This is a genomic window from Mycobacterium sp. NGS64 (assembly GCF_059812245.1).
Genome location: NZ_JCALCI010000004.1, coordinates 123,754 through 138,224, shown reverse-complemented (window position 1 = coordinate 138,224; position 14,471 = coordinate 123,754). Strand labels below are relative to the sequence as shown.

At 68.8% G+C, this 14,471-nt stretch carries 15 protein-coding genes and 2 pseudogenes; 7 read left to right on the top strand and 10 right to left on the bottom strand.

The annotated features are described in order from the left end of the window. From AC5Y4S_RS18615 to AC5Y4S_RS18605, 3 genes are all read right to left on the bottom strand, one after another. Positions 1-1,560, bottom strand: a complete 1,560-nt coding sequence (locus AC5Y4S_RS18615; RefSeq protein ID WP_500034155.1) for a class I adenylate-forming enzyme family protein — start codon at positions 1,558-1,560, stop codon at positions 1-3. After that, complete coding sequence (locus tag AC5Y4S_RS18610; protein WP_500034610.1) at positions 1,557-2,336, bottom strand: thioesterase family protein; 780 nt, start codon at positions 2,334-2,336, stop codon at positions 1,557-1,559. Before AC5Y4S_RS18610 ends, AC5Y4S_RS18615 begins: the two co-directional genes overlap by 4 nt. Positions 2,337-2,467: 131 nt before the next feature. Next, positions 2,468-3,181 (bottom strand): VIT1/CCC1 transporter family protein, encoded by a 714-nt coding sequence (locus AC5Y4S_RS18605; protein ID WP_500034154.1) that lies wholly within the window; start codon positions 3,179-3,181, stop codon positions 2,468-2,470. A 209-nt stretch (positions 3,182-3,390) separates the two neighbouring features. Between AC5Y4S_RS18605 and AC5Y4S_RS18600 the strand changes: the two genes are divergently transcribed. Further along, complete coding sequence (locus AC5Y4S_RS18600) at positions 3,391-4,050, top strand: chitin-binding protein (protein WP_500034153.1); 660 nt, start codon at positions 3,391-3,393, stop codon at positions 4,048-4,050. A gap of 65 nt (positions 4,051-4,115) precedes the next feature. Here AC5Y4S_RS18600 and AC5Y4S_RS18595 read toward each other — a convergent pair whose 3' ends face one another. Then, positions 4,116-5,036 carry a TIGR03619 family F420-dependent LLM class oxidoreductase gene (locus AC5Y4S_RS18595; protein WP_500034152.1) on the bottom strand — a complete coding sequence of 307 codons (921 nt, stop codon included), beginning with the start codon at positions 5,034-5,036 and terminating at the stop codon, positions 4,116-4,118. A 94-nt stretch (positions 5,037-5,130) separates the two neighbouring features. Between AC5Y4S_RS18595 and AC5Y4S_RS18590 the strand changes: the two genes are divergently transcribed. Together AC5Y4S_RS18590 and AC5Y4S_RS18585 are read left to right on the top strand one after the other, a co-directional pair. After that, positions 5,131-5,451: a helix-turn-helix transcriptional regulator gene (locus tag AC5Y4S_RS18590; protein WP_500034151.1), complete on the top strand. Its 321-nt coding sequence runs from the start codon at positions 5,131-5,133 to the stop codon at positions 5,449-5,451. Between the two features lie 22 nt (positions 5,452-5,473). After that, on the top strand, positions 5,474-5,941 hold the full coding sequence (locus AC5Y4S_RS18585) for a hypothetical protein (RefSeq protein WP_500034150.1): 468 nt from the start codon (positions 5,474-5,476) through the stop codon (positions 5,939-5,941). On the opposite strand, the gene AC5Y4S_RS18580 is transcribed toward AC5Y4S_RS18585, so the two are convergent. The 3 genes from AC5Y4S_RS18580 to AC5Y4S_RS18570 form a co-directional block, all read right to left on the bottom strand. Further along, positions 5,938-6,573, bottom strand: a complete 636-nt coding sequence (locus AC5Y4S_RS18580) for a class I SAM-dependent methyltransferase (protein ID WP_500034149.1) — start codon at positions 6,571-6,573, stop codon at positions 5,938-5,940. The two genes, AC5Y4S_RS18585 and AC5Y4S_RS18580, sit on opposite strands and share 4 nt — an antisense overlap. A 137-nt stretch (positions 6,574-6,710) precedes the next feature. Further along, complete coding sequence (locus AC5Y4S_RS18575; RefSeq protein WP_500034148.1) at positions 6,711-7,007, bottom strand: hypothetical protein; 297 nt, start codon at positions 7,005-7,007, stop codon at positions 6,711-6,713. A gap of 79 nt (positions 7,008-7,086) precedes the next feature. Beyond that, the gene (locus AC5Y4S_RS18570) at positions 7,087-8,037 is read right to left on the bottom strand and encodes a GlxA family transcriptional regulator (protein WP_500034147.1); all 951 of its coding nucleotides are present in this window, start codon (positions 8,035-8,037) and stop codon (positions 7,087-7,089) included. Positions 8,038-8,107: 70 nt separating this feature from the next. Between AC5Y4S_RS18570 and AC5Y4S_RS18565 the strand changes: the two genes are divergently transcribed. Beyond that, the gene (locus AC5Y4S_RS18565) at positions 8,108-9,364 is read left to right on the top strand and encodes an MFS transporter (protein ID WP_500034146.1); all 1,257 of its coding nucleotides are present in this window, start codon (positions 8,108-8,110) and stop codon (positions 9,362-9,364) included. A gap of 6 nt (positions 9,365-9,370) precedes the next feature. Here AC5Y4S_RS18565 and AC5Y4S_RS18560 read toward each other — a convergent pair whose 3' ends face one another. Continuing rightward, on the bottom strand, positions 9,371-10,063 hold the full coding sequence (locus tag AC5Y4S_RS18560; RefSeq protein WP_500034145.1) for a type 1 glutamine amidotransferase domain-containing protein: 693 nt from the start codon (positions 10,061-10,063) through the stop codon (positions 9,371-9,373). 303 nt (positions 10,064-10,366) lie between these two features. On the opposite strand from AC5Y4S_RS18560, the gene AC5Y4S_RS18555 reads away from it, so the two are divergent. Next, on the top strand, positions 10,367-11,374 hold the full coding sequence (locus AC5Y4S_RS18555) for a YihY/virulence factor BrkB family protein (RefSeq protein ID WP_500034144.1): 1,008 nt from the start codon (positions 10,367-10,369) through the stop codon (positions 11,372-11,374). On the opposite strand, the gene AC5Y4S_RS18550 is transcribed toward AC5Y4S_RS18555, so the two are convergent. After that, positions 11,371-11,586 (bottom strand): DUF3072 domain-containing protein, encoded by a 216-nt coding sequence (locus tag AC5Y4S_RS18550; protein ID WP_500034143.1) that lies wholly within the window; start codon positions 11,584-11,586, stop codon positions 11,371-11,373. The two genes, AC5Y4S_RS18555 and AC5Y4S_RS18550, sit on opposite strands and share 4 nt — an antisense overlap. A gap of 232 nt (positions 11,587-11,818) precedes the next feature. On the opposite strand from AC5Y4S_RS18550, the pseudogene AC5Y4S_RS18545 reads away from it, so the two are divergent. Both AC5Y4S_RS18545 and AC5Y4S_RS18540 read left to right on the top strand, forming a co-directional pair. Continuing rightward, positions 11,819-12,040 (top strand): annotated as a pseudogene (locus AC5Y4S_RS18545) (PE domain-containing protein); the annotation flags it as partial. A gap of 783 nt (positions 12,041-12,823) precedes the next feature. Further along, a pseudogene (locus AC5Y4S_RS18540) lies at positions 12,824-13,060 on the top strand (PE family protein); the annotation flags it as partial. A 328-nt stretch (positions 13,061-13,388) separates the two neighbouring features. Here the strand turns inward: AC5Y4S_RS18540 and AC5Y4S_RS18535 are convergent. Further along, positions 13,389-14,471: a PDR/VanB family oxidoreductase gene (locus AC5Y4S_RS18535; RefSeq protein ID WP_500034142.1), complete on the bottom strand. Its 1,083-nt coding sequence runs from the start codon at positions 14,469-14,471 to the stop codon at positions 13,389-13,391.

The following is a 14,471-nucleotide window of genomic DNA, read 5'->3' as shown; positions in this document are numbered from 1 at the left end:
TCAAGTCTGCAGACGACCGGTGGCGAGGGCTTCGCGCAGCTCCTTCTTGCTCACCTTGCCGAACTGATTGCGCGGCAGCGCGTCGACGATCACCAGGCGCTCGGGGTGTTTGTAGCGGCTCAACCCTTGCGAATGACAGTGCTGCACCAGGGATTCCAGCGACACGTCGTCACTCGATGCGGGTACCACCACGGCGCAGACGCGCTCGCCGGTGCGCGGGTCGGGTACTCCGACGACCGCGACGTCGGCGACCGCGGGATGGGTGGCCAGCGCATTTTCGACTTCCTGAGCCGAGACATTCTCCGCGTTGCGGATGATCGCATCCTTGATCCGACCCGTGACGCGGACGTTGCCATTCCCGTCGATCAGCCCGAGATCCCCTGTGCGCAACCATCCTTCGGCGTCGAACGCGTCGGCGTCGAGCGCGGCGTCGGCATAGCCGAGGAAGCATTGGGGTCCCTTGAGCCGCAGCTCACCCTCCTGCCCGGCGGGCAGTTCGATTCCCGTGTCGACGACCCGGACACTGACGCCGGGTCCCGGTGCGCCGACGGTGTGGTCGAGCACCTCCGGCGCCCCGGTCAGTGGCGGTGAGGTCGCGACGGGAAACTCGGTGAGGCCCCATGCGTTCGCGATGCCGGCCACGCCGAAGGTTTCGCGGACCTGGTGGCCCAGTTCGGGGGTGATCGGCGCGCCGCCGGCCAGGCAGCCGCGCACGAATGGGAACAGCGGCTCGTCACCGTGGTTGCGTTGGGCCTCGAGGAACGCCAGGAAGAACGGTGTCGCCATGCCCAGAAAGGTCGGTTTGTGCGCCGCGATGGACAGCGGCGTGGTGGCCGGGTCGAATACCTCGAACAGCGCTAACCGCATGCCGGTCATCAGCCCGACGGCCAGCATTACGGCGCCGCCGATGTGCGCGAAGGGAAAGCCGATGGGATCCACGTCACTAACGGTGATTCCCATCTTTTCCGCCAACCCCGCGGCGGGCGCCATCACCGACGCATCGGTATGGCGAATCCCCTTGGGGGCCGCGGTGGTTCCGGACGAATAGTAGATCCATCGCGCGCCGCCGGCAGGTCCCGGCGGCGGCCCGAGGGCATCGGCGCTCGCACGGGGCAGCCGAAGCTCACCGGCCGCGGGTGGCGTCGCCAGGTCGACGGTGATGACGCGGAAGCCCCGGTCCGCGGCCAGGGCCCGCGCCAGGCCGCCGTAGTCGAATCGGTGCCAAAACTCGGGCACCACAAGGAACTCGGTAGACAGCTGGGCGGTGATGAAGCCGACCTCGTGTTCGCGCAGTATCGGGATGATGGGGTTCTGGACCGCGCCGAGTCGGGCCAGCGCCGCCATGACGACGGCGGTTTCCAGCGTCGTCGGCAGTTGCCAGGACACCACGGTTCCCGCGCCTATCCCCCGTTCGGCGAACGCGGCGGCCGTCGCGCATGCGGCGTCGCGGAACTGACGTGCGGTCAGGGTGCGGCCATACTCGTCGGCGAGCAGCGGCCGGTCGGGTCTTCGCCGGGCGGCCTCGGCGATCAACGCCCAGTAGGTGGGGTCGTCCGTCATCCGGCCGGTGGCGCGGTGATCGGCCGAAACCCGGAGTGCGCGATGGCAACCGACACGGAACTGCCGATCGGGCCGCGGTGGTCGACGAGGACGGCCGAGCCGGTGGCGACGCCGTCGTGGCTGTAATGCGTGAGCGAGGCCAGCCCGATGTGGGGTCCTTCGGGCAGCCGGGTCAGCGTCAGGGTGTAGTCGACGTTGATGAACTGCAGTCCGTTTGTGCCCCAATTGGCCAGGGACGCCGTGATGTCCGCGCCCATGGCCGCGCGGGTGAAGGGGCTGAGCGGCTCGCCGTCGATCAGCGAACGGGTCTCGTGCAGCCAGGTGTATTTCGGTCCCGAGTCGGGCCAATCGGGATCGGGATTCTGAATGTCGGTGCCCCAGCCATAGGTGCGCATGAACAGCGACGGCGCGGGGCCGTCGTCGATGGGCAGCGGCGGCATCTGCACGGGCGGTGACCACACGTCCCCCTCGGGCTGCGGGCCGCGCCGCAGAAACAATGCGCTCCCCCGCGCGACGGGGGTACCGCGCTGGGTGAGGACGATCTCGACGAGCCGGAGTCGCCGGCGATCGTGGTGCACCTGCGCGTGGACCTCGATCGGTTCGAGCGCGGTGGGCGCGGGTAGGTCGACGGTCAGCCGCGCGGGTTGCAGTTGCGGATCGTCCACCGCGCGTTCGGCGGCCCACCCCAGGAGACCGCCCACGACGTGGCCACTCAGCGACGGGCCCCAGCCGCCCCGCGCGATTCCGTTTGGCACAAAACGGTTTTCGTCGCGCAGAAAGTACGGCGCCTGCGCCGCGGAATCAACGTCATCCGGCGCAGTGTTGGTTTCGGTCAAAGCACGGCTCTTTCTCGTCGGGACGGCAACAGTTGATATTACAGTTTCTGTTTCCAGTCCAGCCGAGAGGATTACGCGATCGCGGCGCCCACCAGGTGTCCGATCGCGTAGGTGACCGCCAACGCGAGCCCACCGCCGATGACGTTGCGGGCCACCGCCCGGCCCTGCGGCGCGCCGCCCAGTCCCGCCGACACCGCCCCCGTCAGCACCAAGGCCAGCAGCACCGCCACGACGGTGGCCGGGATTCTCCATGCCGTCGGCGGCACCAGGATCACGATCAACGGCAACAACGCGCCCACGGTGAACGACAGCGCCGAGGACAGCGCCGCTTGCCACGGATTGGTCAGCTCGTCGGGGTCGATACCCAGTTCGACCTCGGCGTGCGCGACGAAGGGATTGTGGTCGGTCAGCTCCTCGGCCACGGTGCGCGCCGTCGCCGGTGACAGACCCTTGGCCTCGTAAAGCTCGGCCAGCTCGTCCAGTTCGGCGGCCGGGTCGTCGCGCAACTCCTGCATTTCCTTGGTCAACAGCGCCTGTTCGGTGTCGCGCTGCGTGCTGACCGAGACGTATTCACCCAACGCCATCGACACGGCCCCGGCGACCAGACCGGCGACGCCGGCGGTCAAGATCGGGCCGCGCTGCACCGTCGCCGCCGCGACGCCCACGACGATCCCCGCGGTGGACACGATCCCGTCGTTGGCGCCCAGCACGCCGGCCCGCAGCCAATTCAACCTCGACGAGACCGAACCCACATGGGGTTCGGCGGGGTGGGAGGTAGTCGACACGTCCGCAACCATATACGGCGAAATGGCTTCCGACCAGCAAATATAGGCTTGCCAAAGCGAGCGCAGCCTTGCCTCATTCGCCGTTCTCGGTGACGTGTCGCCGCCCAAACGTTGCGCATGGGCCCGTCACAGCTAATCCATAGACACGCTATCTAACGTGTGGGTTGTTGGGGGGTTCTAGGAACTCACTTATGGACAGGTGAAGGACTATGAAATTAAAGCAATTAATCGCGGGGGGAACCATCGCCGGCGCTCTCGGCGCCGCCGCGTTAGGCATGGGCGCCGGTTCGGCGTTTGCCGCTCCGGGAGCGCCTCCGCCGGCGCCCGGTAACCACGGCGGCCCGGCGCCCGGGGATCACCGGCCGGCCGGACCGAATGACCCGGGCGGCCCGGGTGGCCCGGGTGGCCCGGGCGGGCCCGGCAATCCTGGTGGTCCTCCGGGTGGTCCCGGCGGACCCGATCACCGCGGTGGACCAGGCGGTCCCGGCGGGCCCGGCGGCCCGGGCGGACCCGCGCCCGACCATCCGGGCGGACCGGGTGGCCCCGGCGGTCCCGACCATCCTGGCGGACCCGGTGGCCCCGGCGGTCCCGACCATCCCGGCGGACCGGGTGGACCCGGCGGTCCGGGCGGCCCCTGGCATGGCGACCCGCAGCGCGGTTACTTCCACGGAGCCCCGTGGGGCGACGGGCCCGGACCTTGGGGATACGGTCCACCGCCGCGGCCGGCGTGGGATCGGCCGCTGCCGCCACCCGGCGGTCCGTGGGGGTATGGCCCCATCCACTACTACGGCTACGACGAGACGCCCGTCTGGGATCCCGGCTTCAACCAGTGGGGGTTCTGGTTCTTCGGGGTCTGGATCCCGCTGTAACGGCTCGACCCGCCTGATGCCCGTCTCACCGGTCGGTGAGGCGGGCGTTGGCGGATCCGTTGAGCCTAGGCCACTTTGGGTTTGATCTCCTCGATGACCCACTGGGCGTAGTCGAGGTACTCGTCGGCCCCGCGGACGGCGGGAACGGGCACCGCGCTGAAGGTCACCCCCTGCTCGGCGAGCCAATTGAGGCGGTCGACGATCTCCTGCGCGCCCATGCCGGGACGCGCGTGTGGATCGTTGACGGCGCGATGTCCCTCGCCGACGCGGTTGGTGCCCAGCCCGTGCATCACCTCGAACGGGCGCCCGTCGTAGGCGGGTTGACCCTTGATGAACTCGAGCCGCTCGGAAATCTTTTCCGGCGGGGTCAGAAACGGCCACCACCCGGAGGCGAATCGCGCCGCGCGCTTCAGCGCGGCGTCGGCGTCGCCCCCGATCCATACCGGAAGATGCGGTTTCTGAACGGGTTTGGGCTCGAAAGCCATGTCGCGGAACGCGACGTAACGGCCCTCGAAACGGGGCGAGTCGCTGGTCCACAGCTCGATGATCGCCTCGAGGTACTCGTCGGCGATGCGGCCGCGTTCGCGGAAGGGCACGCCGAGGAAGTCGAATTCGCGCTCGAGCCAACCGATTCCGAAGGTCACCATCATCCGCCCACTGCTCATCCAGTCGGCGGTCGCCAGCGCCTTGGCGAGCACGATCGGATGTTGCAGCGGCAGTATCGTGACGCACGAATTCAGCCGGATCCGGTCGGTGGCTCCCGCGATGTAGGCCTGCGCGACGGTCGAGGAAAGGTAATGCGGGCCCGAGAGTTCGACGTGGTCGGTGGGGATGACGTAGTGCTCGGGGATCGCGATCATGTCGTAGCCCATCGCCTCGGCGCGCTTGGCCATTCGGGTCTGATCGGCGCCGGTGACGCCGGCCTCCCAGGGCTGGGTGATCGCCTTGAGGCGCAGCATGTGCGGTAGCGGGAAGGCGAACTTCATTTGCGCTCCTGGCGTGCTCGACGACCACTGTGTGGCATTGTGACTGGCCGAGCAGCCCGCGGTCGATGATATAGCAGAACTGCTATAATATGGCATGACTTCTTACGGCGGTGATCTGGTCCACGAGGCTCGGCGCCGCGCCGCCCTTACACAGGCCGAGTTGGCGACCCGAGCCGGCACGACCCAATCCGCAATCGCGCGTTGGGAATCCGGCCGGACCGCCATCAGCCTCGACGATGTCCGTCGGCTGACGCGCTTGTGCGGCTTCGATCTCGAGCTCATGCTCGTACCGCGCGATGACAGCGACATCGCCCAGGCGACGCGGCTGGCGGGGCTGAGTGGCCAGGAACGGATGGATCGCCACGCCCGGGTGGCCCGGCAACTCGCGGCGCTGCGACAGGCGGGACGGGATTGAGTTGGAACTCGACTTGCCTCGCATGCTTGGGGCCCTGCACCGAAACAAAGTCGCCTACGTCCTCATCGGCGGCCTCGCCGCGGTCTACCACGGTTCTCCCTTTCCCACCGAGGACGCCGATATCGCCCCCGACATCGGCCGGCGAAATGTCGACAACCTCGCCGCTGCCCTACGCGAACTCAACGCAAGGGTCCGCAGCGAGTCCGAGCCGAGCGGCCTGCCTTTCAGCTGTGACGGCGAAACACTGGCCGGCGCGCAAACTTGGAACCTCACAACCGACGCCGGCGATCTCGACATAACCTTTAAGCCTTCTGGCACAGGCGGATACCGTGATTTGCGCCGAGACGCGGTCCAGGCGCCGCTCTATGGAGTAAACGTGCGCATCGCGTCGCTCGGTGACGTCATCCGGTCAAAACAGGCAGCGAACCGACCCAAGGACCAGCGAACGTTGCCCACCCTTCGGGAAATCCTCGCCCGGCGGCGCGGCTAGCTCTTGGTGCCGACGGTGATCAGGTCCGACACGACCCGCGTCCACAGCGGCCGTTGAATGCGGTGTTGATCGCTGATGGTGAACCCGGCGTCCTCGAACAAAGTCCGCATCTCGGCCGGCGACGCGTTGTGCTGTGGTTTCCACCGATTGGTTGCGGGCGCCTGCAGCATCGGTTGCCGCGTGCTCAGGGCCGAGACGGCCACCAGCCCGCCGGAGCCCAGCACGCGATGGAATTCCCGCAGCGCCGCGGGTTGGTCGAAGAAGTGAAAGGCCGACGTCGTCACGACGGCGTCGAGGGCCCCGTCGGCGAAGGGCAGCTGCTCGGCCGGGCCGCGCCGCCACTGCACCCGGTCGGACCGGGCGCGCGCCTGGGCCAGCATGCCGTCGGACATGTCGACGCCGTAGATCTCGTCGGGATGCAGTTCACGCTCGATTCGATCACTGAGAATTCCTGTGCCGCAAGCGATGTCGGCGATCTTGCGGCAGTTGTGGGCGCGCAGTTGCGCGATCACCTCGTCGTGTGGCGGGCGGTACACCCACCGCTGCAGAAAGGGCAGGTCGTAGGCCGGGGCAAGGAAGCTCCACATCCGGGTGACCGCATCGTTGAGCCCGCGGCGCTGAGCTGACGTCATCCGCCCAGTATGACCTTGGTCGCCGCGCCAGTGTGCGCTGGCGGCTTTGCGTGGGTACCCAGGGCCGGATTTCGGCCGCTTTCCCGCCCAGGATGCACACGGAAAGCCCAGGACTCACGCGCAAACGCAGTGCCGGGCTAGTGCCGGCCGGGGCCGCCCGGTCCGGCGGGACTGCCTGGTAGCCCAGGCCCGCCGGGGCCGCCCGGGCCACCCGGACCGCCGGGCCCGCCCGGGCCGCCGGGCCCATTTGCGGCGGGGAGCACGAACACGCATTGATTCAAGTCGACGCTCCACGCCCACCCCGGCGCGCAGGGGGGCGGATCGTCGGCCCTGCTGATCGCCGGCGCGGCGATCGCGATCGCCGGCAGTCCCGCCAGCGCGAGTGCGAACGCCCCGATGGCGCAACGCGTTCGAAGGTCCCTTGCTTCGGCCATGTCGGTCCTCCTCCTGCGGTATGCCTACCGATTTAATCGCTCCGCACGCGTGTTTACCGGCATTTTCGCGATTTTCAGGTCACCCGGCGGTGGTGAAGGTCCGGCGGTAGGCGTCCGGAGTCGTGGCAAGCGTGTCCCGGAAGTGCCGTCGCAGCGTGGCGGCGCTGCCGAAGCCGCAGTCGGTCGCGACGCGCTCGACGGGTAAGTCGGTGGTTTCGAGGAGCTGTTGTGCTCGACGCACGCGTTGGCTGTTCAGCCAGTCGAGGGGCTTGCTTCCGGTCCGCGTAACCAGTTGCCGGTGAAGGGTTCTCACGCTCACGCCGGATCGTCGGGCGAGCCCCTCGACGGTCAGGGGCTCGTCGAGATGCGTTAGCACCCAATCCATCGTGTCGCCGACGACGTCATTGCTCGCGGTCTCGGGTATCGGGTCCGCATACTGGCGCTGGTGCCCTTCGCGGTGCGGCGGCGCCACCAACCGTCGCGCGACCTGATTGGCAACCGTCGCGCCGTAATCCTGTCTCACAATGTGCAGACACAGGTCGGTGCCGGCGGATTTCCCCGCCGAGGTGAGCACGTCGCCCTCGTCGACGTACAGGGCCGCCGAGTCCACTCGGATCCGTGGGTGGCGCTCGGCAAGCGTGCCCGCATGCATCCAGTGGGTCGCCGCGCGCCGGCCATCGAGGAGACCGGCTGCCGCGAGGACGAAAGCGCCGGTGCAGATGGACGCAACCCGGGCACCCCGCCGGGCCGCCTCCCTGATCGCGTCCACCAGATCGCGCGGCGGCTCCAGGGCGTCGTCGTGACAGGCGGGAACGACGACGGTGTCGGCGGCCACGAGGTCGGCGTAGGTATAGGGCGTCGCCGCGGTGAACCACTGGTCCACCCGCGCGCCCTCGAATGGGCTGCACACCCTCAGCTCGTACCAGCCCCCTGTCAGGTCCGACCGGTTGGTGCCGAAGATCGCGCACGGCGCCGCGAGCTCGAAGATCGGCACCTGGTTGCTCAGTGCGATCGCTACAACATGGGCCATGACCGAAATTGTACGGTTTGTGTCATATCGGCCACTGGTGTCTCGTTGGCGTCGGCCTGATGCTGGGGGCATGACTCGGAGAACCCACAAGAAGGACTGGCTGCGGCCCGCCGTCGCCGTCGCAGCAATCGGTTGGGGCGCAAACCAATTCGCACCCCTGATCGTGCTGTATCAGCAGCGCGGCGTCTCCGTGGCGGCGACGGAGGTGATGTTCGGGCTCTACGCGGTGGGTCTGGTCCCGGCGCTCCTGGTGGGTGGCCGGTGGTCGGACCGGGCCGGGCGCCGCGTCGTGGTGACGACGGCGTTGGTGGTGTCACTGGCCGCCTCGGCCGTCCTGATGGCGGGGTCGGCGCGGCATGGCCTCCTGTTCCCGGGGCGTCTGCTGGCCGGGATCAGCAGCGGCCTGGCGTTCGGCACCGGTGCCGCGTGGATCAAGGAGCTGTCGTCGTCGCACGCTCATCACCAGGCGGGGGCCCGGCGCGCGACGATCGCGATGACGATCGGCTTCGGCGGGGGCCCGTTGGTCGCGGGGCTTATCGCGCAACAGGTTTCACGTCCCGAGCTGTGGCCCTACGTGCCGCAGATCGCACTCTCGGTGCTGGCGCTCTTCGCGGTAAACCGAGCCGGCGGCGACGCATCGGGCGGCGTGGCGCCGACGGCACGCACCGAAAGCCGTGCCGATCGCGAGGAGTCGCTGGCGAAGCATCTGCTGGCGGTGTCAGCGCCCTTCGCGCCCTGGGTATTCGGGACCGCCGCCATCGCGCTGGCCTACCTGCCGGCTCTCGTCGCAGACCGGGCGGGTTCGCAACCGTTGACCTTCGCCGCGGTCGCGACAGCCATCCCGGCGCTGGCCGGGGTGCTCGTCCAGCCGCTGGGCGCCCGCCTGCGCCCCGACGCCCGAACCGGCATCCTCACGCCGGCCATGCTGATCGCCGTCGGCGCGTTGATCGTCGCCGTATGGTCCGCGTCCGCGTCCAGCGTGTGGGCGGTGCTGATCGCCGCGGCGGTGCTGGGTGCCGCGTATGGCGTCACCCAGTTCGCGGGCCTGGCCGACATCCAACGCGTGGCCGAGCCGGCCCGGCTCGGGGTCGCGACGTCCGCCTATCAAGCGTTGAGTTACCTGGGTTTTGCGGTGCCGTACCTGCTCACGCTTGGCCACGCGCGCCTGGGCTGGTCCGCCGTGACGGGGTTGTGGGTGGTGACGGCGGCTGCGGTCGCATCGCTGCTGTGGCTGAGCGTGGGACGGCGGTGGGGTCGCCGGCACCGCGCGTCGGGCGGACCGGCCGCGGACGTCGACGGCCGAGCGCTCGCATCCGCGCCCAATTGAGGACTCCTATTTGAGGACCTTGAGCAACTCCTGCGCGAGCGGCCCCGCCGAGGCGGGGTTCTGCCCGGTGTACAGGTTTCGGTCGACGACGGTGAAAGGCTTCCAGATCTCGCCGCGGACGAAGTCGACGCCCATCTTCACCAATTCGTCCTCGGCCGTCCAGGGCGCCGTCTCACGCAAGCCGACACCGTCCTCCTCGTCGTTGGTGAAGGCGGTGACCCGGTAGCCGGCGAAGGGCGAGACGCCGTTGCGCCGGGTGGCCAGCATGGCGACCGGCGCATGGCACACGATGGCGAGGGGTTTACCCGACGCGAGCGCGGCGGTGAGCAGCCGGCCCGAGTCGGCGTCCCGCCACAGGTCCTCCATGGGGCCGTGCCCGCCGGGGTAATACACCGCGTCGTAGTCATCCAGGCGGGCGTCGGCCAGTTCGATTGGCCTGCGCAACTCTTCGGCGGACCGCAGGATCTCTTCGAGCTGGCGGGCGATCTCCTCGCTGCCGGCCATTGCGGGACGCAGGCTCATCACGTCCACATAGGGCACCACGCCACCGGGAGTCGCCACCACGATTTCGTGGCCGGCGCCGCTCAACGCGCTGTACGGGGCGGCGAACTCCTCGGCCCAGTAACCCGTCGGGTGCCTGGTCCCGTCCTTGAGGGTCCAGAAACTTGTTGCGGTCATGACGAACAAGACTTTGGCCATCAGCCGATCCCTCCGTTTGAGCCGGCGGGCCTCAGGGAAGTCATGCGGGCATACCGACGGCAAAAGTCTATGTGCTCTCAAGGCCAACGGCAATCGGCGCATGGCCGGGGCGGCGGATCGGGAATCGCTTGTGCGCCAACGTAATAAGTTCACCATCCGGCCCCGGCTCGCTGCGACCACCAACAGTGGGGCCGCACGAAGCCAGCGAACAGCCAGGGCGGTGGATTGACCCCCCAAGAATCTGGGTATGACCTGGTCATCCCATCGGTTGGGTGTCGGCTTTCAGAAATGAAGTGAGCACGCATGGTCGGCTGGCTGGACAGGCTGCAGCGGCGGAACCGCCCCGTCGGCGTAACTATCGCCGTCATCTACAAATACCTGGACGACCAAGGCGGCTATCTGTCCGCCTTGATCACCTATTACGGGTTCGTGTCGCTGTTTCCACTGCTGCTCCTGCTGACGACCGGGCTGGGGGTAATTCTGGCCGGACGCCCCGACCTGCAGGAGCAGGTGCTGCACAGCACATTGAGCCAATTCCCCGTCATCGGAAGCCAATTGCATCAGCCCGAGGGGCTCAGCGGCGGGACCGTCGCGGTGGTCGTCGGCATCGCGGGAGCACTCTATGGCGGCCTGGGCGTCGGCCAGGCGGTACAGAACGCGATGGACTCGGTGTGGGCCGTGCCAAGGAACAAGCGCCCCAACCCAATACTGTCGCGCGTGCGCAGCGCGCTGTTGTTGTTGGTTCTCGGTTCGGCTGCCGTCGCGTCCACCGTCCTGTCCGCGATCGGCCAAGCCACGGGCTCCCTAGGATTCGTCGGGAAGTTCGGCCTCACGCTCGCCGCCATCGCCATCAACGGGCTGATCTGCCTGGTGGCGTTTCGCGTGACCACCGCCCGCCAGCTCAGCTACCGTCAGGTTTGGCCGGGAGCGCTTGCGGCGGCGCTCATTTGGCAGGTCCTGCAACGGTTCGGCGCCGGTTACGTCGCGCACACGGTCAAGACGGCCAGCGCGACCAACAGCGTCTTCGCTTTGGTGCTGGGGCTGCTGGCCTTCCTGTACCTCGTCTCGACGACGCTGGTCCTGTGCGCCGAGATAAACGTCGTTCTCGTGGAGCGGCTATACCCGCGCGCGTTGCTCACCCCGTTCGTCGAGGACGCGGATCTCACTGAGGCCGACCGGAAGACCTACGCCAAGAGGGCAAAAGCCGAGCGCGTGAAGGGATTTCAGCGAGTCAGCGTCAGGTTCCGCGACCTCACCCGCAAGGAAGGCGATCAACAGACGCCGACCGTCCGCAGTCGGCCGGCCGGCTAGTCGGCGCCCCGTCCCGTCTGCTGTTGCAATTCGTCGATCAGCTCGGAGGCTTGCGCTTTCGTCATGTCGTCGGGAACGTCGCGACCGGCCTCCTGGGCCAGCGTATGTAGGTAGCTGCGCTGGGGTCCCGTCATCGGCTCGCCGCCCGTTACCCACTCGGACCTCTCCTTCTCGGGAGTCTCGCGCGGCGCCTGTTGCGTGTCGTCAGTCATGCACTAGAGATAACCATCGCACGCGTGTTCGAAACGTCTTCTCGGAAAGTTCGCCATCGCGCTCGGCAGCCGCGTCGCGCACAGAGTGACCAAGGCCGGGGTCCGGCGCCGCTCGGAGCCAAAGGGGCTGCTAGAAACCGGGAAAGCGCGTATAAATCGTGATACGCTCTGCCGGTCTTTCGCCCGGCGGGCTCGCGCTCGCCGTTCACGAACTATTTGCCACGGAGGACCGATGTCATATCTGGTAGCCGCGCCGGAGGCGATCACAGCCGCGGCAACCGATCTTTCCCGCCTCGGTTCCGCGATCAGCTCGGCCAACACCGCGGCGGCCGCCGCGACGACACAAATGCTGGCCGCGGGCGCCGACGAGGTGTCGGCGGAAGTCGCGGCTTTGTTTGCCGGGCACGGCCAGGCCTTCCAGGCGGTCGCTGCGCAGGCGACCGCGTTTCATGACCAGTTCGTGCGCGCGGTGACGGCCGGTGCAGGAGCGTACGCGGCGGCCGAGGCCGCCAACGCCACGCCGCTGCAGACCCTTGAGCAAGACCTCCTGGCCGTGATCAACGCCCCCACGGAGGCCCTGCTGGGACGGCCGCTGATCGGCGACGGCGCCAACGCACCCGCGGGTAGCGGCCTGAACGGCGGCGATGCCGGCATCTTGATCGGCAACGGTGGCAACGGCGGGTCCGGCGCGGCGGGAACCGGGCAGGCCGGCGGTAACGGCGGCGCCGCCGGGCTGCTGTGGGGTCGCGGCGGCGACGGCGGGGCGGGCGCGAACAATCCCTTGGCCAACTTTTCCGGTGGCAACGGCGGCAACGGCGGCACCGGCGGACTGTTCGGCGGCGGCGGCAACGGCGGCGCCGGCGGCTCCGACAACAACACGAACGGCGGCGGCGGTCAGGGCGGCAACGGCGGCAACGCCTTCGGGATCCTCACCAACGGAGGCAAGGGCGGCGCGGGTGGCAGCGGCCTCCTCGTCAACGGCAACGGCGGTGCGGGGGGCACCGCCTTCTCGTTGTTCGGCGACGGCGGCGACGGCGGCGCCAGCGGCACCCTGGGCGTGACCAACACGGTCCCCACCGGTTCCGGCGGCCACGGCGGCAACGCCGGACTGATCGGCAACGCCGGCAGTGGCGGGATGGGCGCGGCCATCGGGGGCGTGCCCGGCACCGCCTATTTCGTCGGCAACGGCGGCAACGGCGGGACGTCGGTAGGCGGCGGGACCGGCGGATTCTTCTACGGCAACGGCGGCAACGGTGGGCCCGGCACGGACTTCGTGATCGGCACCACGCACTTCGTCCTCGCTCCCGGTCCGGGCGGTGGTGTCGGCCTGATCGGCAACGGGGGCGCCGGCGGCAGTTCGGCATTGATAGCCGGGGCCGACGGTGGCAACGGTGGGTTGCTATGGGGCAACGGTGGTGCCGGCGGTAACGGCGGTAATCCCCTGGTGACCTTCGAACCCGGCGCGGCAGGTGGTAACGGCGGCAACGCGATTGGGCTCTTCGGCAACGGCGGTGCCGGCGGTCACGGCGGAAGCGCGATCGCGGGAGGCAATCAGAACGGCGGCCCGGGCGGTCTGGGCGGGCGCGGTGGCCTGGTGTTCGGAGACGGCGGCCGCGGCGGCGATGCGGGCAGCCCGAGCGGGACGGGTATCGGTGTCGGCGGCGCCGGTGGCAGCTCTGTGCTGATCGGCAACGGCGGCGACGGCGGCAACGGCAACCCCGCGGGCGCCAATCACGGCGGACTGGGCGGCCAACGCGGGCTGCTGTACGGCACGACGGGGACGACCGGGTCGTAGCCGGCCGTCAGGCGTCGATCACCACGCGGTCACTTTTCGCCCGGGACACGCAGACCAGCATTTCGTCGTCGCCTTCCGCACCGCGTCCCCGACGATCGACCTGTCCCCCAAGCACTTTGACCTTGCATGTCCCGCAGAACCCCTGCTGGCACGAATACGCGGTCGCCGGTTCGCGGTCGAGCATGACGGCCAGCGCCGACCGATTCGCCGGCACGCTGAGCACCCGATTGGATCGCGCCAACTCCAGCTCGAACGGGACCCCGTCGACAACTGGCGGCGGACTGAACCGCTCGTAGTGCAGTGGCGCGTCAACGTGAGCGTCCCGGGCCGCACGAACCGCTTCGAGCACGGTGGTTGGCGCGCAGATATACACGGCCGTTCTAGGGCCCGCGCCGGCCAGCAGCTCCTCGGTGGTCGGGAAGCGGCCCCGCTCGTCGTCGGCCCAGACGGTGACCCGGTCCGCGTCCACCGCCAACAACTCGTCCAGCAGCGGCATGTGGTCCCGTCGCCTGCCGGCATAGATTGCGCGCCAGTTGATTCCGTGCTGATGTGCCAGCCGGATCATGGGCAGGATGGGCGTCACCCCGATGCCACCGATGATGAACAAGATGTCACGTTCGTCGGTGACGAGATAGAACGCGTTGCGCGGGCCCTCGAACTCCAGCGTGTCGCCCACGTCGAACGTGTCGTGCATTTCGATGGAACCGCCGCCGCCGTCGGCGATCCGGCGCACGGCGATGCGGTAGTCGGTGCGCCGGCCGGGCGGACCGCACAGCGAATACTGGCGGCGGCGACCCGAGGGCAGCCGAACGTCGATGTGCGCGCCGGGAGTCCAGGACGGCAGCAATCCGCCTTGGGGATCGGCCAATGTCAACGCGACCGCGTCGGGCGTGAGAAGCTCACGTTTGATCACCGTCGCGGTGATGGTCCGCTGCACCGGCGATATCTGCGACGGCGTCCATCGCGACGCCGACGCGAAGCCGCCGAAGAGTGAACCCACACCCCACAACGCCGTGTAGCTCCGGTCGCGCTTGCGGCGGCCGTAGAGGTCGGCGGGTCTGCTCGCCCAAATGCTCTCTGCCACAGTCAA

What these genes read in the sequence shown, in the direction of transcription:
- AC5Y4S_RS18615 (WP_500034155.1), bottom strand. Translation starts at nt 1,560, where the DNA reads ATGACGGACGACCCCACCTACTGGGCGTTGATCGCCGAGGCCGCCCGG.
- AC5Y4S_RS18600 (WP_500034153.1), top strand. Translation starts at nt 3,391, where the DNA reads ATGAAATTAAAGCAATTAATCGCGGGGGGAACCATCGCCGGCGCTCTC.
- AC5Y4S_RS18595 (WP_500034152.1), bottom strand. Translation starts at nt 5,036, where the DNA reads ATGAAGTTCGCCTTCCCGCTACCGCACATGCTGCGCCTCAAGGCGATC.
- AC5Y4S_RS18590 (WP_500034151.1), top strand. Translation starts at nt 5,131, where the DNA reads ATGACTTCTTACGGCGGTGATCTGGTCCACGAGGCTCGGCGCCGCGCC.
- AC5Y4S_RS18585 (WP_500034150.1), top strand. Translation starts at nt 5,474, where the DNA reads ATGCTTGGGGCCCTGCACCGAAACAAAGTCGCCTACGTCCTCATCGGC.
- AC5Y4S_RS18580 (WP_500034149.1), bottom strand. Translation starts at nt 6,573, where the DNA reads ATGACGTCAGCTCAGCGCCGCGGGCTCAACGATGCGGTCACCCGGATG.
- AC5Y4S_RS18575 (WP_500034148.1), bottom strand. Translation starts at nt 7,007, where the DNA reads ATGGCCGAAGCAAGGGACCTTCGAACGCGTTGCGCCATCGGGGCGTTC.
- AC5Y4S_RS18570 (WP_500034147.1), bottom strand. Translation starts at nt 8,037, where the DNA reads ATGGCCCATGTTGTAGCGATCGCACTGAGCAACCAGGTGCCGATCTTC.
- AC5Y4S_RS18565 (WP_500034146.1), top strand. Translation starts at nt 8,108, where the DNA reads ATGACTCGGAGAACCCACAAGAAGGACTGGCTGCGGCCCGCCGTCGCC.
- AC5Y4S_RS18560 (WP_500034145.1), bottom strand. Translation starts at nt 10,063, where the DNA reads ATGGCCAAAGTCTTGTTCGTCATGACCGCAACAAGTTTCTGGACCCTC.
- AC5Y4S_RS18555 (WP_500034144.1), top strand. Translation starts at nt 10,367, where the DNA reads ATGGTCGGCTGGCTGGACAGGCTGCAGCGGCGGAACCGCCCCGTCGGC.
- AC5Y4S_RS18550 (WP_500034143.1), bottom strand. Translation starts at nt 11,586, where the DNA reads ATGACTGACGACACGCAACAGGCGCCGCGCGAGACTCCCGAGAAGGAG.